The 20,493-nt window shown below is 41.4% G+C and carries 18 protein-coding genes; 11 read left to right on the forward strand and 7 right to left on the reverse strand.

All coding sequences use genetic code 11. The features are described 5' to 3' along the window. The first annotated feature begins 377 nt into the window (after positions 1–377). Entirely contained in the window at positions 378–1,805 is a 1,428-nt protein-coding gene (gene nhaD / locus ACVBJC_RS10145; RefSeq protein ID WP_447160674.1) for a sodium:proton antiporter NhaD, read from the forward strand. A 213-nt stretch (positions 1,806–2,018) separates the two neighbouring features. Here nhaD and ACVBJC_RS10150 read toward each other — a convergent pair whose 3' ends face one another. From ACVBJC_RS10150 to ACVBJC_RS10160, 3 genes are read right to left on the reverse strand one after another with little or no spacing between them, the layout of a single operon-like run. Next, entirely contained in the window at positions 2,019–2,636 is a 618-nt protein-coding gene (locus tag ACVBJC_RS10150; RefSeq protein ID WP_447160673.1) for a PqiC family protein, read from the reverse strand. Continuing rightward, the gene (gene pqiB, locus ACVBJC_RS10155) at positions 2,633–4,285 is read right to left on the reverse strand and encodes an intermembrane transport protein PqiB (protein ID WP_447160672.1); all 1,653 of its coding nucleotides are present in this window, start codon (positions 4,283–4,285) and stop codon (positions 2,633–2,635) included. Before pqiB ends, ACVBJC_RS10150 begins: the two co-directional genes overlap by 4 nt. Then, complete coding sequence (locus tag ACVBJC_RS10160) at positions 4,282–5,598, reverse strand: PqiA/YebS family transporter subunit (RefSeq protein WP_447160671.1); 1,317 nt, start codon at positions 5,596–5,598, stop codon at positions 4,282–4,284. Before ACVBJC_RS10160 ends, pqiB begins: the two co-directional genes overlap by 4 nt. A gap of 302 nt (positions 5,599–5,900) precedes the next feature. On the opposite strand from ACVBJC_RS10160, the gene ACVBJC_RS10165 reads away from it, so the two are divergent. Then, positions 5,901–6,332 (forward strand): dCMP deaminase family protein, encoded by a 432-nt coding sequence (locus tag ACVBJC_RS10165; protein WP_439268041.1) that lies wholly within the window; start codon positions 5,901–5,903, stop codon positions 6,330–6,332. A 325-nt stretch (positions 6,333–6,657) separates the two neighbouring features. Here ACVBJC_RS10165 and ACVBJC_RS10170 read toward each other — a convergent pair whose 3' ends face one another. Beyond that, positions 6,658–7,212 carry a cysteine hydrolase family protein gene (locus ACVBJC_RS10170; protein WP_447160670.1) on the reverse strand — a complete coding sequence of 185 codons (555 nt, stop codon included), beginning with the start codon at positions 7,210–7,212 and terminating at the stop codon, positions 6,658–6,660. Positions 7,213–7,587: 375 nt separating this feature from the next. On the opposite strand from ACVBJC_RS10170, the gene ACVBJC_RS10175 reads away from it, so the two are divergent. Continuing rightward, positions 7,588–7,923, forward strand: a complete 336-nt coding sequence (locus tag ACVBJC_RS10175) for a cation diffusion facilitator family transporter (protein ID WP_447160669.1) — start codon at positions 7,588–7,590, stop codon at positions 7,921–7,923. 228 nt (positions 7,924–8,151) lie between these two features. Here the strand turns inward: ACVBJC_RS10175 and ACVBJC_RS10180 are convergent, their stop codons facing one another. Next, positions 8,152–8,913, reverse strand: coding sequence for a sulfite exporter TauE/SafE family protein (locus ACVBJC_RS10180; RefSeq protein WP_447160668.1), 762 nt, complete (start codon positions 8,911–8,913; stop codon positions 8,152–8,154). A 209-nt stretch (positions 8,914–9,122) separates the two neighbouring features. Between ACVBJC_RS10180 and ACVBJC_RS10185 the strand changes: the two genes are divergently transcribed. The 4 genes from ACVBJC_RS10185 to ACVBJC_RS10200 all read left to right on the forward strand — a co-directional run bounded on the left by ACVBJC_RS10185 (position 9,123) and on the right by ACVBJC_RS10200 (position 15,259). After that, positions 9,123–9,599, forward strand: coding sequence for a glycine zipper 2TM domain-containing protein (locus tag ACVBJC_RS10185; protein WP_447160667.1), 477 nt, complete (start codon positions 9,123–9,125; stop codon positions 9,597–9,599). A 435-nt stretch (positions 9,600–10,034) separates the two neighbouring features. Next, positions 10,035–10,364: a hypothetical protein gene (locus tag ACVBJC_RS10190; RefSeq protein WP_447160666.1), complete on the forward strand. Its 330-nt coding sequence runs from the start codon at positions 10,035–10,037 to the stop codon at positions 10,362–10,364. 181 nt (positions 10,365–10,545) lie between these two features. Then, positions 10,546–10,797, forward strand: a complete 252-nt coding sequence (locus tag ACVBJC_RS10195; RefSeq protein ID WP_447160665.1) for a hypothetical protein — start codon at positions 10,546–10,548, stop codon at positions 10,795–10,797. A gap of 826 nt (positions 10,798–11,623) precedes the next feature. Beyond that, positions 11,624–15,259: an Ig-like domain-containing protein gene (locus ACVBJC_RS10200; RefSeq protein ID WP_447160664.1), complete on the forward strand. Its 3,636-nt coding sequence runs from the start codon at positions 11,624–11,626 to the stop codon at positions 15,257–15,259. 193 nt (positions 15,260–15,452) lie between these two features. Here ACVBJC_RS10200 and ACVBJC_RS10205 read toward each other — a convergent pair whose 3' ends face one another. Beyond that, positions 15,453–15,941, reverse strand: a complete 489-nt coding sequence (locus tag ACVBJC_RS10205) for a DUF6985 domain-containing protein (RefSeq protein WP_447160663.1) — start codon at positions 15,939–15,941, stop codon at positions 15,453–15,455. A 584-nt stretch (positions 15,942–16,525) separates the two neighbouring features. Here ACVBJC_RS10205 and ACVBJC_RS10210 point away from each other — a divergent pair. The 4 genes from ACVBJC_RS10210 to ACVBJC_RS10225 all read left to right on the forward strand — a co-directional run bounded on the left by ACVBJC_RS10210 (position 16,526) and on the right by ACVBJC_RS10225 (position 19,626). Continuing rightward, entirely contained in the window at positions 16,526–17,635 is a 1,110-nt protein-coding gene (locus ACVBJC_RS10210; protein WP_447160662.1) for a hypothetical protein, read from the forward strand. Further along, on the forward strand, positions 17,635–17,985 hold the full coding sequence (locus tag ACVBJC_RS10215; RefSeq protein WP_447160661.1) for an STAS-like domain-containing protein: 351 nt from the start codon (positions 17,635–17,637) through the stop codon (positions 17,983–17,985). The genes ACVBJC_RS10210 and ACVBJC_RS10215 overlap by 1 nt, the downstream gene beginning before the upstream one ends. After that, positions 17,976–18,440: a hypothetical protein gene (locus tag ACVBJC_RS10220; protein WP_447160660.1), complete on the forward strand. Its 465-nt coding sequence runs from the start codon at positions 17,976–17,978 to the stop codon at positions 18,438–18,440. The genes ACVBJC_RS10215 and ACVBJC_RS10220 overlap by 10 nt, the downstream gene beginning before the upstream one ends. A gap of 133 nt (positions 18,441–18,573) precedes the next feature. Further along, positions 18,574–19,626, forward strand: a complete 1,053-nt coding sequence (locus ACVBJC_RS10225; RefSeq protein ID WP_447160659.1) for a transposase — start codon at positions 18,574–18,576, stop codon at positions 19,624–19,626. A gap of 24 nt (positions 19,627–19,650) precedes the next feature. Here ACVBJC_RS10225 and ACVBJC_RS10230 read toward each other — a convergent pair whose 3' ends face one another. Then, positions 19,651–20,094: a hypothetical protein gene (locus ACVBJC_RS10230; protein WP_447160658.1), complete on the reverse strand. Its 444-nt coding sequence runs from the start codon at positions 20,092–20,094 to the stop codon at positions 19,651–19,653. Positions 20,095–20,493 lie beyond the last annotated feature (399 nt).

Genomic DNA, 20,493 nt, shown 5'->3' on the forward strand with positions numbered 1-20,493 from the left:
CAAAAAATATTGATAACGGCTTTAATAACAAGAAGATAAGCGATAGTTAATATCAAAATCACGAGTAACAACATGCCTAATCATCAATAATCTGCAATCTAAAACGCTGCCATCTATCTTGAAAAACACCGAGCGTTAGACTTGTATTACTTACTTAACCCACTGTAAAATAGTTTAAAAAATAACCATCACTATTTGAACCAGTGCCATTTAAACCTGTGCTATTAGCACCAGTGTAATTTGAGCAGTAGGTATTGAAACAATACTTTCGCCGCACTTATGCAGCACTTAATAAAACACCCATCATCGATGCAGCCAATAATTGCATCGATACAAAATCGAAAAATAATTAATCTCTCAAGGAACCGAGAAGTAATATGAAACCCATTCAGTTAATCTTAGCCATTATCACTATGGGGCTTGCCGCCCCCGCCTTAGCCAGTGAAACAGGGTTAGATCTCACCCATTCTAGTATCGGTTACGCCTCGTTAGTGATATTTGCTCTGGCTTATTGTTTAGTGATGGCAGAGGAATACCTACAACTGCGCAAGTCTAAACCCGTACTATTAGCTGCTGGGTTAATTTGGCTGATGATAGGATTTGCCTATCAACAGCAGGGACAAACAGAGGTTGCCAAGCAGGCTTTAGAACATAACTTACTCGAATACTCTGAGTTATTGCTGTTTTTGTTAGTCGCCATGACCTATATCAGCGCCATGGAAGAAAGGCGCTTATTTGATGGTCTGCAAGCATGGATGGTCAGCAAGGGCTTTAATTTCAGAACTTTGTTTTGGTTAACCGGATTACTATCCTTTGTTATCTCGCCAATAGCCGATAACCTGACCACAGCATTATTAATGTGTGCCGTTGTCATGAAGGTCGGTGGCAGTAACATTAAATTTATTAATATTGCCTGTATCAATATCGTCATCGCCGCAAATGCTGGCGGTGCATTCAGTCCATTTGGTGATATCACCACCTTGATGGTCTGGCAAGCTGGCCTAGTCAATTTTATGCAGTTTACCGATTTGTTTATTCCTTCTCTGGTGAGCTACCTCGTGCCAGCCACAATCATGTCTTTTTTTGTACCGCTAACCAAACCTAACTTACCCAATGAACATGTTGAGCTTAAACGAGGCGCAAAGCGCATTGTGGCACTATTTATTCTCACCATCGCCACAGCCGTCAGTTTTCATGCCTTGGTACATTTCCCCCCCGTTATTGGCATGATGATGGGATTAGGCTACTTACAGTTTTTTGGTTTTTTTCTACGCAAAACTCTGCCACGCTCACTAGAGAAAAAGAAAGCCAATGCCATTGCTAATCATGATGAGGCAGCCCTGAAACGATTAGGATCTGTTGTACCATTTGATGTATTTAAACGCGTCTCTCATGCCGAGTGGGACACCTTACTGTTTTTCTACGGGGTCGTTATGTGCGTAGGAGGCCTTAGCTTATTAGGCTATCTAGGTGTAGTGTCTGATGTGATGTATAACCAGTGGGACCCTGTCTGGGCTAATATTATGGTCGGAGTGCTATCGGCTATTGTTGATAATATTCCGGTGATGTTTGCAGTACTGACGATGCAGCCCGAGCTGAGCTTAGGAAATTGGTTACTGGTAACACTCACTGCCGGTATTGGTGGCAGTATGCTCTCTATCGGTTCAGCGGCAGGTGTGGCGCTGATGGGGGCTGCACATGGAAAATATACATTCTTTGGTCACTTAAAATGGATGCCAGTTATTGCATTAGGGTATGCGGCAGGTATTGTGTGCCACCTTCTGCTCAACAGCCATCTGTTTTAAGGTTTGTGTATTAACTGCACATGATAAAGCTCGGCTAAAGCCGAGCTTTTAGGTGCTAGAAACTATGCAAGAACCTATGCTAGAAACATTAACTAGAATCATTAGCTAGAAACTAATCTGAGAAACTCATATTAGGAACTATGGTAAAAACATTAGTGAGTAACATTGGCAGGCCTCTCAAGCACAGCCCTCATAATGGCTAATATGTGATATTTAGTATGTGATATTAGCCGTGATTTGCTTAGCGAGTGTTAACAGCAAGCTTCTCATCTGGGTTACTGATTGCGAGTACCCGTCTGCTTCTAATAGCTCCTCAAAGGTGAAAGCTTGCTCAATACTTTGAGCCCCCTTTGATTCAGTTCCCATTTCAGAACTGTTGTTATATTGATAGCGCCCAGACAACACCACCTTAGATTGTGCTGTCACGTAAAAATAATCGATTTGGATTGATAGATGGGCTTGCTTATTGGTCTCGCTCACTTTTGCTGTGCTGACAAATTTGAGCGTGTTGCTTAAAGCATTTAAATCAAGCTGCAACGCTTTTAAGGTTTCATCGGCTAATGGTTCGGCCCACATATGAAAACTGGCATAGTTTAGTTTGTGCTGATTAATTTGCATCACAATATAAGGAGAGTTTAAGTACTCAGCCAACTGCACCGTAAGCTCAACGTTGGCTTTTTCACTTAGCTCACCGCGCTTGCTTAAGTCAGGTGCCGCAACGCCAGCTGACGTGTAGCTATTTAATAGGTAATAACTGCTAGTGTTTGACGCTGAACTGCAGCCAGTAAGAAACAAGACTGCGCCGATTAAACTGATTAAAATGAGTCTCATTGGTTAACCTCTGAATATTTTTTTGGCTCTTCGTCTTGGCTGCCAGAATCAAATATGAGCCCATTTGGCTTATGCTTTAGCTGCTCGAGTAAAGGCTTAAGCTCATACATCACATCTGAAATACTCTTCATCGCTTCCTGTAACTGCCCATAGCCTTGAGATCCTGAAGAGAAATCCTGACTCAGCGTAGCAAAACTCTCTAATGCAACTCTTAACTGCTTAACTAAACCTTGCTGCTCAGCACTGGCCAAGAGCTTATTTAGGTTTTGGCTCGTATGCTGTAACTCGCTAAGCAGACTAGCAGCATTAACTAATGTGACATTAGCATTACTTGTCATTTCATCTAACGGTAATCCATTGAGATTATCGACAAACAGCTCAACCTTATCAATTAGTTGTGAATACTGATCTTTAACCGTTGGGATCACAGAATACTTCTTATAACTTTCAAGCTTATCGATTCGTGGTAAATCAAAATGCTGTAATTCAACAAACAGGCTTCCTGTTAGTAAGCTGCCTGTTTTTAAGGTGGCCCTTAACCCCTCTTGGATCCAGAGCGTATTATGCTGCTTCATCAAGGCAACGCCTTGCTCATTATCAGGTAAGCCTATTCGCCCCGGCTGAATACTGAGTAGTACCGGAATTCGAACATTATCACTGTACAAAGCGCTTGGATCTGTCGTGATTAACTCAACCGAAGACACCTCGCCGACAGTCACGCCACGATACTCCACTGGTGCACCGACACTTAAACCTCGAATCGTATCACTCACTAACATCACATATTCTAATGAGTATTTATAGCGCGCATTACTCGCCCCTTGATAATCGGAATAAACTTCAAAGGAATCGAGTTCGGTAATTTTAGCGCCTAATGGCATTCCCTTTGGTATGCCAAAGGTCACCCCATTCGTTAATATGGTTTGAATACTGCCCGTTTTAAGTGAAATCCCCTCGGCATTGAGGTCGACAACTAAACCGCTGGCATCCCAAAATCGGGTGTTACTTGTGAGTAGCTCATGATATGGCGCATGAATAAACGCATTGTAATAGATGGCGCGATCTTTAATATTAAAGTGCACCTCTTCAATTTTACCGACGGTTAAGCCTTTATAAATAATCGGGTCGCCCTGGGAATAAGCAAATTGCTTATCACTGTTTAAGGTGACATGTAAGCCAGGCGTTCCCTTGGGGGTTATCGGGGGAGAGTTAAGCGCGGTAAATTCACTGCTACGTTGCTCAGATAAGCCCGGCGAAAGCTCAATATACACACCGGATATTAATGTATCCAAGCCCGTAACTCCTGACAGGGCAATTTGAGGGCTCACCACCCAAAACTTGCTGTCTTTCACCAGCATTTTTTCAGTATCGTTTGACATTCTTACTGTCACAATAACGCCATCATCTTGCTCATTGAGCTTAATGGTTTCAACTTCACCAATAGTGACCGATCTGGATTTTATTTTTGTTTTCCCGGCCTCCATCCCCTCGGCAGAGTTAAAAATAATGGTCACCGCGGGGCCTTGATTACTGAGGTGGTAATACACCATCCAGCCACCAATCAACAGCGCGACTATAGGTACAAACCAAACCTTAGAGATTGTTTTCACGCTTTTAATCTCTGCATCAAGGGGCTGTTGTGATTTCATAAATGTTGATACTCGTTATAAATTAATTTCGGCTCAAAGCTCATTGCAGCCAACATCGTCATGATCACGACAGCAGAGAAAGCTAGGCTAGCGGGCCCAGGAATAATGCTTATAGTATTACCAAGCTGAACCAAACTGGTTAGTGTAATCACCACAAATATATCCATCATAGACCAGCGACCAATAAACTCTGCAGCGCGATATAAAAATATGCGTTGATGCTCTAATCGACCAGAATGAGTCTGTACGCTGTAATTTAACCAGATAAGGATGACAATTTTGGTGATGGGCACCATGATGCTAGCAATAAACACTACGATAGCAATAGGATATGACTTATCTTGCCAAAGTAATAACACACCACCAATTATGGTATTAGGCTCACTTTGACCTAAAAACTCAGTGTTCATGATTGGCAATAAGTTAGCTGGAATATACAACAAAATAGAAGTAATAATAAACGCCCAGGTTTTTTGGATTGATAGGCTGTTAGCTTGCTGTTTATCGCGACCACCTTTTACTTGTCTCTCAGTCTCTGGCGCGTCTAATTTTGCCCCCACTAACTCTGATCCCACTAACTCTGACTCCACCAGCTTTAATTCTATTCGCTTAGCTTTAACTGACTCAGCTTTAACAGACTTAGCTGCAGCAGACTCTGCCACTTGCAGCAGCTCTTTTGCTGTTAGGCTCGTGGCTATCGCTTGATAAAATACTCTTTTATCTAAGTGTAATAATGCCGCTGTCATTGAAAGTGAAAATAAGATGAATGCAAAATAGGACGTGCCCAAGCCAATTTCTGCTATCGAAATGATTTTGACAAAGCTCACTAAGGTGCCAATTAAAAATATTTCAACCATATTCCAGTGGATCAATTTGAATATAACTCTTGTGAGCATAAGCCCGTGAGCAGGGTAGCGACCTTGCCTGAGAAAAAAGATTAAATAGCTAAGAGACATCAAAATAAAACTAGGAATAACAAACACGCTAATAACTTCGATAATGGCAAGCCATGCATAACCATTTTCAACAAGAATACTCACACTGTCCAGGAGCTTAATGCTGTCCCCCAGGCCATTATATTCAAATGAAATAAACCCAAATGGAAATGATAGTAATAAAAAAATTAAAGCAGAAATGGCAAATGCAAACACACGCTCTAAGGAGTTTGTACGTTTAGCGGTTAAAAGATAACCACAACGTGGGCAAAGTGCTTTTTGGTTTTCGGCTAATCTGGGGATCAACACGGTAAGATCACACTCATGGCAAACATCGGTTTCATCTAAACTATTGTTTTCATCTTTCTTAATGACCATATAGTTAATCAAACCTAATTAAGGTGTTTTGACTTAAGCGGCAGGAAAAGTCTAGGCCAAAAGTTTACAACTCAGCATAACAATACTCAAGTCAATAAATGAAGTGGCACTTTCATTATAGGCAGAGGATCAAATATAACCACTTGATGTATAAGCTCAGATATCGCTGCCAGAAACAGCAGACACTTTACTTATTCATTGTCTATTCATTGGCTATAGGTTGATTTATCACTGTTCACCATAGAGAATAACACCTAGTTTGAGTTGGTTATTCAATAGCACACATAAGGAGTATCTGTTAAATGATGACAAAATGGGCGACACGTTTTTTGCAGATGGCCGAGCTTGTAGCATCTTGGAGTAAAGATCCCTCCACTCAAGTAGGTGCGGTGATCACCGAAGATAACCGAATTGTCTCCTTAGGTTTCAACGGTTACCCACATGGGATCTCCGATAGTGCCGAAACTGACAACCGAGAGATGAAGCTGCTAAAAACCCTCCATGCAGAAGAGAATGCCATTCTCTATGCTAAGCGTGATCTCAGCGGCTGCGAAATATGGGTGACTCACTTCCCCTGCCCTAATTGCGCAGCAAAGATAATCCAAACAGGATTAAGCACAGTACACAGTCCAAAACCAAGCGAAGATTTCCTGTCACGCTGGGCTGAAAAGATTCAAATAAGCCAAGATATGTTTGACCAAGCCGGCGTTAACGTCGATTGGATGCAGCAGTAATATAAAGGCAGAGTAAACTGAAAAAAAGTCGACTCTGCCTTTATCTTCATCAGACTACACTGCTTTATCATCAACAAGATAAGTACTGCTTTATCATCAGCAAGGTAAGTACTGTTTTATCACCAGCAAAATAAGTACTGTTTTATCATCAGCAAAATGCACTAGGCATAATACTCGCCAAGTTCAGCACTCGCATACATCACGCTCAAATAAATGACTGCCACGCACACACAAAGAGGTGCCAAAGACAAATCACATAAATGCCAAAGAGGTGCCACAAGCATGCCTCAGATACGCCGTCCCTATAATGGCTTTAGATAAGCCACTACAGCGTAATTTGATGCAAAATATCCTCAGTTGTCCCTGTTTCCGCCAGCTTAGGAAGCGTCACTCTAATAGCATGTTTATGGTTATCTGCTACCACATCAGTTACAGCATCGATGCCGAGTGTTACGTTGTAACCAAGCTCAAAAGCCTGCATCGCGGTAGACTCAACTCCCATACTGGTCGCTATACCAACAATAACAACTTGTGTAACCCCTAACCCTTGCAGGGTTGCATGCAGCTTGGTATGACTAAAGGCTCCCCAGCTTCTTTTCGTGAACAATATCTCCTCTTCATGACGGTTCAGGTCAGCTATTAATGTCGACCAGTTATCAGCAGTATTGCCAGAACTCACAGCTTGGTCTGTACGCCCCGAGGGACGGCCAGAAACATTAACCAGCACAACAGGCCAATGACGGCGGTGAAAAGCTTCAATCAAGTGGTTAGTGTTTTCAATGACACGCTGTACATCTATAGGATCAGGTAGGGCAACAATGCCATACTGCAAGTCAATTACAATAAGCGCTGTGTCGTCATCAAGCTTGGTAATAGCCATGTTTAATTTCTCTAAGGTGCTGAGTGTTAGAAAAGTATAGCAACACTTAGATGCTGCACTTTTGTATACCAACATACTTATTTCTCGATAAAACATCTTCTGGGTTAATGTTTTAACCATAAGCTGAGGGAGTATATTAATAAAACGTGTTTCGAATTAATCGAGCCTAATCATAGAAGCCTATAAGTACAAAAATGCCTGCTTTAATCCACAGCAAACACAGATGATGGCAGTGTGTATTTGAAAGATGAACTATTGATGATTTTTAATTAATTTCAGCCTTTGACAAAGATTGACATAGATCACAACTTTGCTTTTAGCTTAAGCGCAACCTAGACTCATCAATCGTTAGCTACCCAGTTCAGAGGTTCAATAATGAGTCACAAATCCAAGCACGGTGAAACAAAAAAAGAAGATCATAAAACCCATAATCATGGTCATCAGCATACTGCCGAAGCACAACATGAGCGTATGGAACATAGATATGATGATGGGAATGAGCATAAGCACAATAAAGATCATCATGCATCACGAGACCATGAAAAAAGCCACCCGCACACTCAACATGGTGGAAACCCTACAGGCCATAAACATTCAGTGCAAACCCATGATGATCGTCATGAACATGATGAACATCAGCACCACAAAGTAAAAAAACATGACCATAAAGAATCATCTCGAGAACACCATAAAACAGGCCATAAAGACTAATTAATATTGTAATGCTCGTAAGCTGACATGGTAGTAAGAGACTCTTACTGCCATGCTTACAATAAAAAGTGTAACACCTGAAATAACGAGCCCTCATTAAAACTCAATCAACTCTCTTATCAATCAGTTATGCCAATGTGACGGTTCATGGCTGCCCGGCTTAATTCACTAAAGCTAAATCCATATCGAACAAAACCTAAACTCTAGGCCTCCAGCATACTGAACTCATTAAAAAAGAGCCCAAGAGTAACGGCCAATCTCAATCAGTAACATCATAACAAACAGAATTTTGATAACTTTGTTGCCCCCCTTCAACGCTATGCGTGTACCTATTTGCGAGCCAATAAGAGTGCCAAGCATCATAATTAACGCCAGTTTAATATCAAAATATCCATGACTGATAAACCAAACTAACGCACTGACATTAAACAGGGTTGATAACACTTGAGATGACGCCATGGCATGAAGAAAATCCATACCAAAGGCACGAATATTACCGAGTATAATAAAGGTTAACGTTGCAGGACCAAACATGCCTTGATAGAAGCCAAGCATAGCGCCCATTACCGCACTCACTCCCCTTTGGTGCTGGTGAAACAATGGTTCAACAGCCTTCTCTCCCATCTCTTTATTACGGAAGGTATAGATAGCCAGTGCAATCATAATCACTAATAAAATAGGCTTAAACCAAGACTCTGACACATCATCTAGCAAGGAGGAGCCAATAAAGGCAAATATACAGCCACTAATGATGGCAGGGACAATTAACCGCCAAGGTAAATCCATTGAAAATGCATAGCGCCTAACATTATTAACACCACTTGCCAGCATCGCTAGCTTGTTGGTACCAATCACAATTGGAATTGCGACGCCTGGCATAGCATTAAATAATGCCGGTAGTTGTAATAGTCCGCCGCCACCGACTGTCGCCTGTGCTATACCGCTTATAATCGCAATCATGCCCAAATACAGATATTCAGTAATAGACACAGCTATGTCTCCTTTAGTTATTTGATACAAGCGTAGTCAAAAGATAGCGATTGAGCATAAGGACTTAGAAACTTTAATGCGGCGTAAGTAACAGTTTCCCTTATATTATTAATACTATGTGCAAATAATGCGCACTCGGCCCTATCTCCACAGCAAAACTGTCGCGGCGATCCTATACTTTTGTCTCTCATCTAGGCTTTGGAGTTCCCATGACAAAAAAAATCAACTTGGCAGTTCTACTCACTATGTCGCTTGCCACTATAGCGGGATGCACCAGCCCCAACCCGTATGGGGACGCTTACGGAGCAGCAGAAACACAAACAATTGGGCAGGTGTATTACGGTACGATAGTCAAAGCAGAACCGGTGACGATTGCTGAATCAGATAAAACAAACGTTATAGCAATGATTGCTGGCGCAGCAATCGGAGGGATCCTAGGCTCCGAGATTGGCGGCGGAGCTGGATCGGATATTGCGGCAATTGGCGGTAGTGTCGCTGGTGGATACGCTGGTAGCGAAATCGCTGATAAAACAGGTGAGCGCAATGGCGTAAATCTGACGATTCGCTTGGATGATGGACGCGTTATTTCTATTGTTCAAGAAGTTAATCCAAACATGATTTTCCAACAAGGTGAAGCTGTACAAATTAATGTCGACGGTAATACCGCAAGAGTAGAGCCACGTTGATCAACGAGTTGTTATGCCTCTAGCGCGAGGCATAACACATGGTCTTGTATGCTCCCGACATACATAAGACATTTCCTCCATCCCTGGAGGTCAGATGTGGTGAATGTCATTAATGCACGACTATATGGATATAGGCGGTAGAGTAACGCAAGAGCAGTTACCGAGGAGCATTTAATGACCTTGTCTCTATGCCGCTAAACTCTCGCTGAACGACCAAATCCTTATACTGATTGGTATAAGTCACAGGACGTAATGACAGGGCCCAGACATAAAAGCAGACTCTTTTAGCAGCGAAATATGTAGATGCAAGCAGCTATTTTGACGTAAAAAAAATAGATAAAAAATTGAGCGCCCCATTATAAATCGTTAAGTTTCCGTACAGCATTCTGTTGCTATATTAATTATCAAGTTAACAAGATTAAGCAGAGGCGACAGATGAAGCAATTAACTAAAATGCTAGCAACCGCTGTAAATATGTCAGCAACAGCAGTGAAAACGGCAACCACTATCGCTCTAACCTTATTTATCTCAATGGGCAGCGTTCACGCCTCACCAAATACGGCTGTAACCGCCAATCTAGTCAGCTCAAAAACTGATGACAACTTGCTAATTTGCCAATATCAAACACTCTCTTCTAGCCATTTTCAGGTGTTTGACAAGGTTTTAGACAATGAATCTGCCTGCCCAACTAACATGCAGGTCGCCTACGAGCCAATGCTAAGCAGTGCCGAAAAGGCGCAGCTCAAACTCAGCCTGAATCAATAAATTCAAACCGTGAGCTTCAATGGTGAGCAAAAGCATATTATCGATATAAATCAGCAATTAAGTTTTGTTAGTACATTCTCTGCAGAGTTACAGTCAGCCCAACAGACTTAAGCCATAACGATAGGCTTGGGTGTTTTTCAAGGTAGTTGTCATCAATTTATAAAGCTGAGAGAAAGCTAGCATGTCGATTCAAGATGAGTATTTCGTTTTTTCAAATGACTACTCCAAAGTCAGTTTTGTGGTCAATATGAACGATACTCGCAGACTGGGGATATTAAGAGACCAAGCGATATCAACAACAATACCTGCGAGTTTTGAATGTAAAAGCCTGAAAACCTTTAAACCTATCGCGGCGAAATTTGATATTTCAGCTAGTACCAAGCTACTGTTTGATATGGATTATGCAAAGCCCTTCGTGGAGCTGAATTTATAGTAAGAACTCTGTTGTTCCCGCTAAGATTCAAGATAAAGATTATCTTTACCTTCAATGCTACAACATCATTAACATTCTTGATGATGAGGTAGGTTTTGACTTTGAAGAGCTAAATTCTACTCCTTTAGAAAATAGGCTCGTATTTAAACCCTCATTTGAGTCAATCATGGTGTTTTTTCATCAGTCAGTTGTTAACGCCATTGAAGCAATAAAACCTTCTATATACGCAAAACCAATCAAAGTATCTGATTGGACAATAGAGCAGGAAATGTCCTAGGTATAAAACCTGCTCGCAGAGCGATTCATTTGCTTATCTAGTTAATGACTTATTAAATTAGCGTTTTAAAAATAAACGTTTAAATATACCGCTTATAAAACTTGTTAAGCTAAATAAGCAATTTATAAACAGCAGCCTTTCATGCAGCCATGAGTAAACACATCACCTCAAGTTTAGTCATAACATGCAAGATTCGCTCGCAAAAAAATAAGTCAATTTTCCGACTTAAGTCAATAACTTAACATAAGCAATACCAACTGACTCTTATTTATTCTATTGAGCTTTAAGCCATTAAAAACTGAGTGTGTTACGGCTGTCTACCTGATATCTTCGCCGAGAATTAGTTTCTTATATTAGCAATTCATATGGCGACCCATACAGCTAACTTAGTGGTTACCATGGCGCTTATAGGCCACTAACTCTCTAATCAATACCAAAGTGTGCTGGTTATTCTTGGACTTTAACAATTAAGTACCATCGATAACGCACACTTTTAATTACTGATGAATTTATCTGTAAAAGATAAATGAATAAAAGAAGAGCTAAATCTTGATAAAAATAAATAAAATAACTATCGCATTGACCAGCGTTATGTTCAGTGGCTACCTGTATGCCGCTGACGCAACGCTAACCTCAGGTGTTGTCACTTTTGTTCCGGGAGAAACAAAAGTTCAGAATGGCGATACCGTTGCTTTTAATGGCGAGTGCTTTATTGCCAAAAACACCCCAGGTGTTTGGGAATCACCAAATGCTGGTTCATGGTTTTGGGATACCACAGTATGTTCGGGCGAACCTGAGCCTGAACCAGAGCCTGAACCAGAACCTGAGCCAGAACCAGAACCAGAACCGGGCGACATCATTGCCTTTATCCCAGGGCAAACCAAGGTTAACAATGGCGATATAGTCTCTTATGCTAACCAATGCTTTATTGCTAAAAACAATCCAGGTGTATGGGAAACCCCAAGTGCAGACTCGTGGTTTTGGCAGTTAACCGAGTGTTCAGCTGAACCTGGTGAGCCGGAACCAACCGAATTATCAATTCTATCTCCAGTAGCCGGTCAGGTATTAAAAGCGGAAGCAGCAACAAGCATCCAAGCAAAAGTTGATGGTGAACTCGCTGCAAAAGTTGAATTTTGGGCTAACAATCAAAAACTGTCTCAAAAAGCCATTAACCCAAGCCAGACGATTTACTCGCAAAGCTGGACACCAACTGAAGCAGGCAGCGCCACAGTTAAGGTATTTGTATTCGATAAAAATAACCAAAAAATCGAACAACAATCTGTTGTGGTAACCGTAAAAGCGGATGCTGAAGAAGACTTTACCGCACCAGTAGTGAGATTTATTGCCCCTAACAATGGTGTAATTTTTAATGAAACTGAGACAGTGTCTATTTCTGTTAATGCCACCGATGTTGATGATGATTTAACTAAGCTGGTTATTAAAGCTAATAACGCGCAAATTTGTTCGTTTAATGCCACCAATGCAGCCACCTATGCGTGCAACTGGCAGCCGACTCAAGAAGGCAAGGTAACACTTAAAGCAATTGCCACCGACGCAGAAGGCCTAACTTCAACAGTGAGTGTGAGCATTACTGTAGAAGCTGAAGAACTTACCGCACCAGTGGTGAAGTTCATTACACCAAGCAATGGTGCAAGCTTTATTGATACTGAGACCGTCTCTATTGCTGTTAATGCCACTGATGCTGATGATGATTTAGCCAAACTGGTTGTTAAAGCCAATAACACACAAATTTGTAGCTTTGATGCCGCTCAAGCAGCAACATTTACCTGTGACTGGCAGCCTACGCAAGTGGGCGGCGTCACTCTAAAAGCTATCGCCACTGATGCTGAAGGGCTTTCTTCAAATGTAAGTGTAAACATCACTATTGAAGAAGACGTTATTGATCCGCCAGTCACACCACCAGGTGGACTATGTGCTGATTTCAATGTTTACCCAGACTGGCCCCGTGTTGACCATGCTACCGGTGGCGACATTATGGTGCATAACAACATCGCCTACTCAGCGATTTACTGGACACAAACAGTTCCTGGTAGTGACAGCTCATGGGCACTTCACTTAAATTGTGACGGCACAGAGCCAGGCACCGCACCACTGCTTTCACTGCCAAACCCGATGGACCCTGTTCGTCTAGAAGTGGCTGGCTGGCCAAATACCTTGGTGGTTGCTAGCCCATCGACTACTGCTCCAGTTACATTGACTATCGAAACCAATAACAGTGCAGAACTGGCTGATGTTAACAAGTTAACAGCGGCTTTCGTGTCAATCATGGAACTGGCTGCACAGACAGAGTCGGCATCGATTATCATCAGCAGTGATGTGCTTGATAAAGCCACCCAAGATAAAGCTTTAGCGACAAGCAGCATTGCGGTTCAAGCTGCGCTAATCAACGCGATGGATATCACAGGCAATAGTGTTGATCTTGATGACATCAACGCGCTAAGCAACGACCTGAAAGGTTGGGCTCACGCTCACCAGCTGATCATTGCCACTCTAGCGCCACAAGCAACCTATGGCTGGTCTTTAAGTATTGGTGACTTTGCTTTTGATACGCATTCTGGTCGCCAGTCTGTTTGGGATGAAGCATCGGTATTCACAGCCGATCTACTCGATAAGCTTGAACTATATCAAGCTGACGCTGCAAACAAAGCTGACTTTGTTGCTTTCACTAAATCTAGCTCAACGCAGGCCTTATCAAGTGCGCAATGGCACAATGCGCTAGAGTACGTAAAGCAAGTGACTGACTTTGTTAAAACACCTGCAATGCTGAAAAATATTCCAACAGACCAAGCTGCTAGTTACTTTATGGGTAACAACACCAGCAAGCCGCAAATTCGTAAAGCGGCATTCAGCAACGTATTTGCTATTTTGTTTGACAAAGATTCTGAACAATTGACCAGCAAAATTGCACATTACCAAGATGCTAAAATGCCACTGTACTATGTTGGTAAATCAACAGAAAATGGCAAGTTAACCATCATTGATGCGTTAAACCGCGAATTGGCAAATGCTGAAGAGTCAATGAACAACACAGCATTCCTATATGAAACGCCTCAATCACAATGGGTTCCGTCTACCGTTTACAAGTGGGCTGACTTCATGACGGGCTTAAATGCCATGCATAACGTTGGTGTAGCGGGTAACAAGTTCTGGCTACTCGATGAAAATGTTGATGATGCAACCAACATCAAATATGCAAAAGTGGCGATTGCAGCCTTCTTAGCACAAAGTATGCAAGAAACGATTCGCTACAATGCATGTGATGAGAATAACTGGGCTGAAATTAAATACGGTGCAGCCACAGATTACCCAATGTCAGCGAGCTGTGGTCAACTTGATCAGAAGTACGCAGATTACGGTGTTAACCCTGACTCTGGTTTAGATCACGCTTACTCTTGTCCCCGTGATGACAAGATGGAAGTAAGTGCACTAACTCATGCTAAATGGTACGGTGCTCCGGCTCCTGTTTTCGCTGCACCAAATGCAGTACTTGAAGAGCGTGGTTTGCTTGTTAACGGTAACGTTGGTCGTTGGACAAACAGCGGACACTGTAATGACGTACCTACATCAGTAGATGGCTCTAAGCAAGTATGGGAACGTGACGAATGTAAAACTTACGTTGACCAAAAAGCAGGTAAGTTCATCTGGGATGGTAGCAGCCAAGAAGACGTGGAAGGTTGTGGTTGGTGGGGCCGTGGCGTGATTCAAACTACAGGACGCCAAAACTTCGGTACGCTGAACCACTACTTAGGTCGTTCACACGTTGACCCAGAAAATATTGGCAAAACCATTGATGGTGTTGTGGTTGAAGCGCCACCAGCGAACCCGCTATATGCAGAGCTAGATTTCTGTTCAAACCCAGGCTTAATTTGTAGCTCTGAAGAGAATAAAGAAATCAAATGGATTGCAGGTCTGTTCTACTGGGTTACCTCAGTACAAGCCTACCCTGACGAAAGCGGCCAATACGGTGGCTGGAACTACCACAACGAACTGAAAAAGTATGTTGAAGGTGGTATGAAAGGCACCGACTTTATTGATGATGTTTCTGGTATCGTTAACCGTGGTTGCCCTGATTTAACCTGTTCAACCGGTGACGTGCACAACGTCAAAGAGCGCCGTGAGAACTTTAAGTTAGTACTAGAGCAGCTAGGTTTGACTCCGCAATAAGCGCTAAAAGCGATAACTTTTCTAGCTAAACATAATAGTTAAAAATAATAGTTAAACATAAAGCCAGTCAGTGCAAACTGACTGGCTTTTATCTGAGTTCAATTCCGAAGTGCGGTACTCGGCTCTATCAAACTAGCCATATCAAAAAAGATAGTCACCACACTAAATCATTAACAGCTTCATTTTTAGAGCGTTATACCCCTCTATACGCAACTTGGGCACCGTCTTGGGAAATGACTTTATCCCCTTGGATCACAATACCAAAGCCATGCTCTTCATCCCAAGCACATTCAAAAATCATCCCAACGGCATTTTTGTCAGGGTGATGTAAAATAAATCCGGACAGTTGCATTAACTTAAAGATATCCCCAGCCTGCATATCGGCTTCGTTCACCTCGCCGACACAGGTTTCGTAAGACTCTGAATCTTCGTCAAACACATCTAGAAACTCAGAGTCTTCAAGCAGCTCTTGATAGTTTTGATTAACATAATCGCAGACAAGCGCATAAATACGCTTTTCATTATCAATAAACCATTGCTGCATGCTATCGGCAATAGCAAGGTCTTCTTTGGTGAGAAATTCAACACTTCCGTAGGCTTTAAAATCATGCCAAGCATTCAGCCCCGTCGTGCCTTCATGAAACTCTTCGCCTTCTTTCCAAGTAATATTTATTGTTTTCATAATGAACTCGTAAAAAGTGAAGATTATATTTGAAGTGGTTTCTCAAGAATGTGCAGCTAAAGCGAAAACGGACACTTTTCTTAAAGAAAACAAAGATAATGAATTCGTGGAGTTCCCTCAGAGTCAGTATTAAGGATAGGTTTCTATGATGACTCTTCTACACGAATGATACATATAGATACAACCCACTATTTTTAAAGTAAAAACTTATAGATGCATATTGAATTCACTGTTGAAAAACACATCACTTCTAGGTTAATCTATCGCCAGCTAAGGAAATGCAGGCAAGAATCTGTTCTCGAAAGAGAAAGTCTAAATGCGATAAGCATAAGACAAGAGACACTGCCAATCAGGGAAGAAATCAGCTCGCCGCAGTCGTACCCAAGGTACAAACAGCAAGCTCACCATTTATGACTTACGCAAGCAATTGATTTAAATCAATCTTCCCTATCTATTCATCACAAACTTGTGACGAAAGCGCATATCCTAAATATTCTAAATCAGATAAATTTGGCAATAGACACTAGTTACAGCCCTATTGGTTTAATTAACTCTTAAAAAACTTTACTTCAAAATTCATCAACATGAAAAAAAACAATACAAAACAGAGAGAAAGGGTTAAGTCCTACAATTTAAAACTCAGAAAAGAAACCAAAAAATCACAAAAAAAAGAAAAAAATAAAAAGAAGGTTGTGCCTGTTGTAGCCATAAAAAACTGGGTAAAGGAAAATGAGGAATTTATATCCCTTATTGATACGAAGAAAAATATCTACTCAATAAACTTCCCACCTAACATGAACTTTTCAGTGGATTATTATAACTCAATAAAATCAATCAACTCTATCAGAAAGCTTGTAGGGTTTCATGGTAACAGGTATCAACTTAAAACTGTAAACCTTAACAACATAGTAAATATTTCTACTTCTGCAAGTTTAGTTTTAACTGCTGAAATTGATAAGTGGAACGATAAGGTAGGAAAGCGACTAGTACCACAAACTGAAAATTGGAATGATAACGTAAAGGCCCAACTATCTGATTTGGGATTTTTCGAGCTATTCAACTTTGAAAAATGTGAATTTGACGCGAAACCATCTAAACTAAACATTGTCAAATTTATAAAGGGTGCACCAGGAGATGAACAAAAAGCCAAGCTTCTTCGAGAAAAAATTGAGGAAATTGTTGGTAACAGAGTAAAAAGACCTCCACTGTTTCAAGCTCTTTCTGAAGCAATTACGAATGTAACACATCATGCTTATCCTAAAGAATCTAAAAGCGAAAAACATTGGTACATGACGGCTTCGTTTTGCAATGATAGTAGAGAGTTAAAAGTTGCTTTTTACGACCAAGGAATAGGAATACCAGCGAGCTTACCACTTTCCAATTTATGGGAGAGAGCAAAAGATTACATGAGTAAACTGAAACTATATAATGACCATCCTTCGTTAATTGAAGCTGCTGTGGAAATGGGTCGAACTAAAACAGATCAAGAAAACCGAGGTAAAGGGCTTCAAGATTTACTTGAGTTCATAAGGCAATATGGTAATGGCTATATGTCAATATTGAGCCAAAAAGGCCTTTACAAATTTAGCTGTACAGACAGAAATGAACACACAAAGAAAGAATCTTTAAAACATCCTATCCTTGGCACTCTAATCATTTGGAGTGTTAAAGTTCCAGAAAAAGGAGGAGCGTAATGAATTATAACATTGGTCTAAATTTTTGTGATACGCCAGCGGGTCGCTATAAAGATGATGGTCAACATACTGGTGAACATTTTAGAGAAGATGTGTTAAAAGGCTTAATCGAGAAACTAGAGCCGGAGGAAAAGTTAATAATTAAAATTGATGATGTCGAAGGTTATGGCTCTTCATTTTTAGACGAAGCTTTTGGGGGGATGGTAGGTAAAGGCTATATAACCGCGGATAAGTTTACCGATTTACTAATCATTGAATTTGAAGACGGTGATGACGCTGAATCATTTAGCTTTTTCAAAAATAAAATTTATGATTACATTACAAAGGCAAATACAAAGAAATGGAAATAGTCGATAGGATTATTGCTGGCAGTATAGCTGCTATTTCAGGTGCATTTTCTGCGTATATTTTCAACAAACTTAACTGGCAAGAGACAACTAAAAAAAACTCCATTCTTTCAATGGAAGAGGAATTGCTAGATACAATTAATTCTTTAGCGGAAACTGCATTAGAATATTGGTCATCAGATCAAAAGAACCTTACTAATTCAAAACTATTAGAAGCCAAAATCAAAATGAACTTTAACGCATTAAGCCCTGCTTTCAGACAGTTAGCCTTTACGCATGGTTCATTCTCATCTAGTGAGCACACAAAAATCACAACTGAAATATCTAGATTATTTGAACACGCCACAGGAGGGAAATTCGAGTCAAATCATAGAGTTTCATCTCCAAAAAATTGTTTAAAGATATCCAACTCATGCAATAAAATTAAAGCATCTATTAGAAAAGAGGTGCATACATAAATTTTGCCCTTCATCGTTCCAAAAAAGCGAACTATAAAAAGCAAAAGACAGGACAGCCATATCTTTTGTGCTTTACCACATCCTCTACTAGGCTTTGTAGTACCTCCTCTTGGCCTAGTGTAGGATCGCGATTATGACCTCTGCTCGACGAACTTTGATAGATCCTGAATCGACTCCTTTCTATCACATCATAAATCGTTGTGTCAGAAGAGCATTTCTCTGTGGCGAGGATAAGCTTACAGGTAAAAGCTTTGAACATAGGCGTGGCTGGATTGTCGATAAAATCAAAGCGCTTTCAACTATCTTCTGTATCGATATTTGTGCCTATGCTGTCATGAATAATCACTATCATTTAGTCCTTAAAATCGACACTGACAAAGCTAAATCATTGAGTAACAAAGAGGTCATTAGTCGATGGTGTAAAATCACTAAAGGGCATCCTGTAGCAACCAAATACATGAATGGTGAGACATTAATTGAGGGTGAGCGTTTACTACTTGATGGATTGTTAGCTGAGTGGCACCAGCGTTTATCGAGTATATCGTGGTTTATGCGTTGCCTTAATGAGGAAGTAGCACGTAGGGCAAATCGTGAAGATGAGTGTAAGGGGGCATTCTGGGAAGGAAGGTTTAAGTCTCAAGCCCTGCTCGATGAACAGGCATTACTTGCATGTATGATGTACGTGGATTTAAACCCTATTAGAGCAGGAATAGCAGACACACTTCAAACTTCTGAGTTCACCTCTATTCAAGAGCGTATTACCGAGTTAAATTCGCTTGATAGCAACACCAGCAAGCCAACTCCCCCCACCAAGTCCACCAATCAAGAACCAGAACTTGCTGTTGACGATCCCTTAAAACCACTCGCTAAATTTGATGGTTCAACCCATCTTGCTAGTCAATCGGGGATCCCATTTCACTTTTGTGACTACTTAGAGCTTATTGACTGGACGGGCAGAGCGATTCGACATGATAAAACAGGCTTCATAGATTCAAAACGACCAAAATTACTCAATGAACTCGGTATTGCACCTGATGTATGGATAACCTCGGCCAAAGAGTTTCGTCGTCAATACAGTGGAGTTAGCGGCCGTTGGGACGCTATGTGTGAGTTCAAAAGGCAGCAGAAAAGCGGAAAGTGGAGCAAGGGAAAAGCTTGTAGTAATGCACTTCATCCGTCGCCTTAGTTAGTAGAGGCATGAGCTAGCTACTCACCCCAAAGCCAACAACCGATGCCCTCTTCCCACAGACTTGGCAACCGCATTAACCACAGCAACCAACCTACCCTTTATCGCCTGTTCAATCCCAACACCTGCCTCAAGCAGGTCTGCAACCGCAATAAAAGCCGTGGTGTTTAAGCTACTGCTGTCGTAGCAATAGGCATAACCATCCTCGACTCTCCATTGAGCCGCAGCGCACTCTTCACTAACATCCAGCCCTTTATCTTCCAAGCTCCTAACCAAAGTAAAATCGAAAGCTAAGATACAGGCTTCATCGCCATACCAATCTGCTTTCAGCGCTTGAAAGTTAATCCACATTTCAAGCTCAACCAGCAACGGCTTAAGCGAACTAGAAAAGCCGCTATCGGCGCTAATCGTAATCGGAAGTTGTTCTTGCATAGTCGCTGCTGCCTTTGTCATTTCGTCTGCCGTCATTAGGTCTGACTCTATTTATAAGCTAGATTTTGCTAGCTGTTTCTACTCGATGCAACCATCAACGGTTCTAAACCCCAGCCAATAAAAAAGCGACCAAAAGGTCGCTTTTTCAATTCTATAACTACCGGAAACCACCAAACTCACAGTTTCCGTAATTGCGTCGCTGGCGATGCTAATGCAAGGCGAACCGAAGGCTCTAGCCCGGAGTTGACTCCAGTCAATGAGGACTGGAGCCGAGGTTCAACGTAGCAGTAGCAAGCCCAAGCAGCAATTAAAAGATTACTCGTAGTCGGAGATTGGAGCGCATGAACACATTAGGTTACGGTCACCAAACACATCATCAATACGGTTAACCGTTGGCCAGAACTTGTTCAGCTTCACCGCTGCCGTTGGGAACAC

The sequence above is a fragment of the Shewanella sp. 0m-6 genome, assembly GCF_052977325.1.

Coding starts and splice junctions, on each gene's coding strand:
- ACVBJC_RS10190 (WP_447160666.1), top strand. CDS start 10,035: ATGAAGCAATTAACTAAAATGCTAGCAACCGCTGTAAATATGTCAGCA.
- pqiB (WP_447160672.1), bottom strand. CDS start 4,285: ATGAAATCACAACAGCCCCTTGATGCAGAGATTAAAAGCGTGAAAACA.
- ACVBJC_RS10205 (WP_447160663.1), bottom strand. CDS start 15,941: ATGAAAACAATAAATATTACTTGGAAAGAAGGCGAAGAGTTTCATGAA.
- ACVBJC_RS10195 (WP_447160665.1), top strand. CDS start 10,546: ATGTCGATTCAAGATGAGTATTTCGTTTTTTCAAATGACTACTCCAAA.
- ACVBJC_RS10150 (WP_447160673.1), bottom strand. CDS start 2,636: ATGAGACTCATTTTAATCAGTTTAATCGGCGCAGTCTTGTTTCTTACT.
- ACVBJC_RS10175 (WP_447160669.1), top strand. CDS start 7,588: ATGAGTCACAAATCCAAGCACGGTGAAACAAAAAAAGAAGATCATAAA.
- ACVBJC_RS10165 (WP_439268041.1), top strand. CDS start 5,901: ATGATGACAAAATGGGCGACACGTTTTTTGCAGATGGCCGAGCTTGTA.
- ACVBJC_RS10210 (WP_447160662.1), top strand. CDS start 16,526: ATGAAAAAAAACAATACAAAACAGAGAGAAAGGGTTAAGTCCTACAAT.
- ACVBJC_RS10185 (WP_447160667.1), top strand. CDS start 9,123: ATGACAAAAAAAATCAACTTGGCAGTTCTACTCACTATGTCGCTTGCC.
- nhaD (WP_447160674.1), top strand. CDS start 378: ATGAAACCCATTCAGTTAATCTTAGCCATTATCACTATGGGGCTTGCC.
- ACVBJC_RS10160 (WP_447160671.1), bottom strand. CDS start 5,598: ATGGTCATTAAGAAAGATGAAAACAATAGTTTAGATGAAACCGATGTT.
- ACVBJC_RS10225 (WP_447160659.1), top strand. CDS start 18,574: ATGACCTCTGCTCGACGAACTTTGATAGATCCTGAATCGACTCCTTTC.
- ACVBJC_RS10215 (WP_447160661.1), top strand. CDS start 17,635: ATGAATTATAACATTGGTCTAAATTTTTGTGATACGCCAGCGGGTCGC.
- ACVBJC_RS10220 (WP_447160660.1), top strand. CDS start 17,976: ATGGAAATAGTCGATAGGATTATTGCTGGCAGTATAGCTGCTATTTCA.
- ACVBJC_RS10230 (WP_447160658.1), bottom strand. CDS start 20,094: ATGACGGCAGACGAAATGACAAAGGCAGCAGCGACTATGCAAGAACAA.
- ACVBJC_RS10170 (WP_447160670.1), bottom strand. CDS start 7,212: ATGGCTATTACCAAGCTTGATGACGACACAGCGCTTATTGTAATTGAC.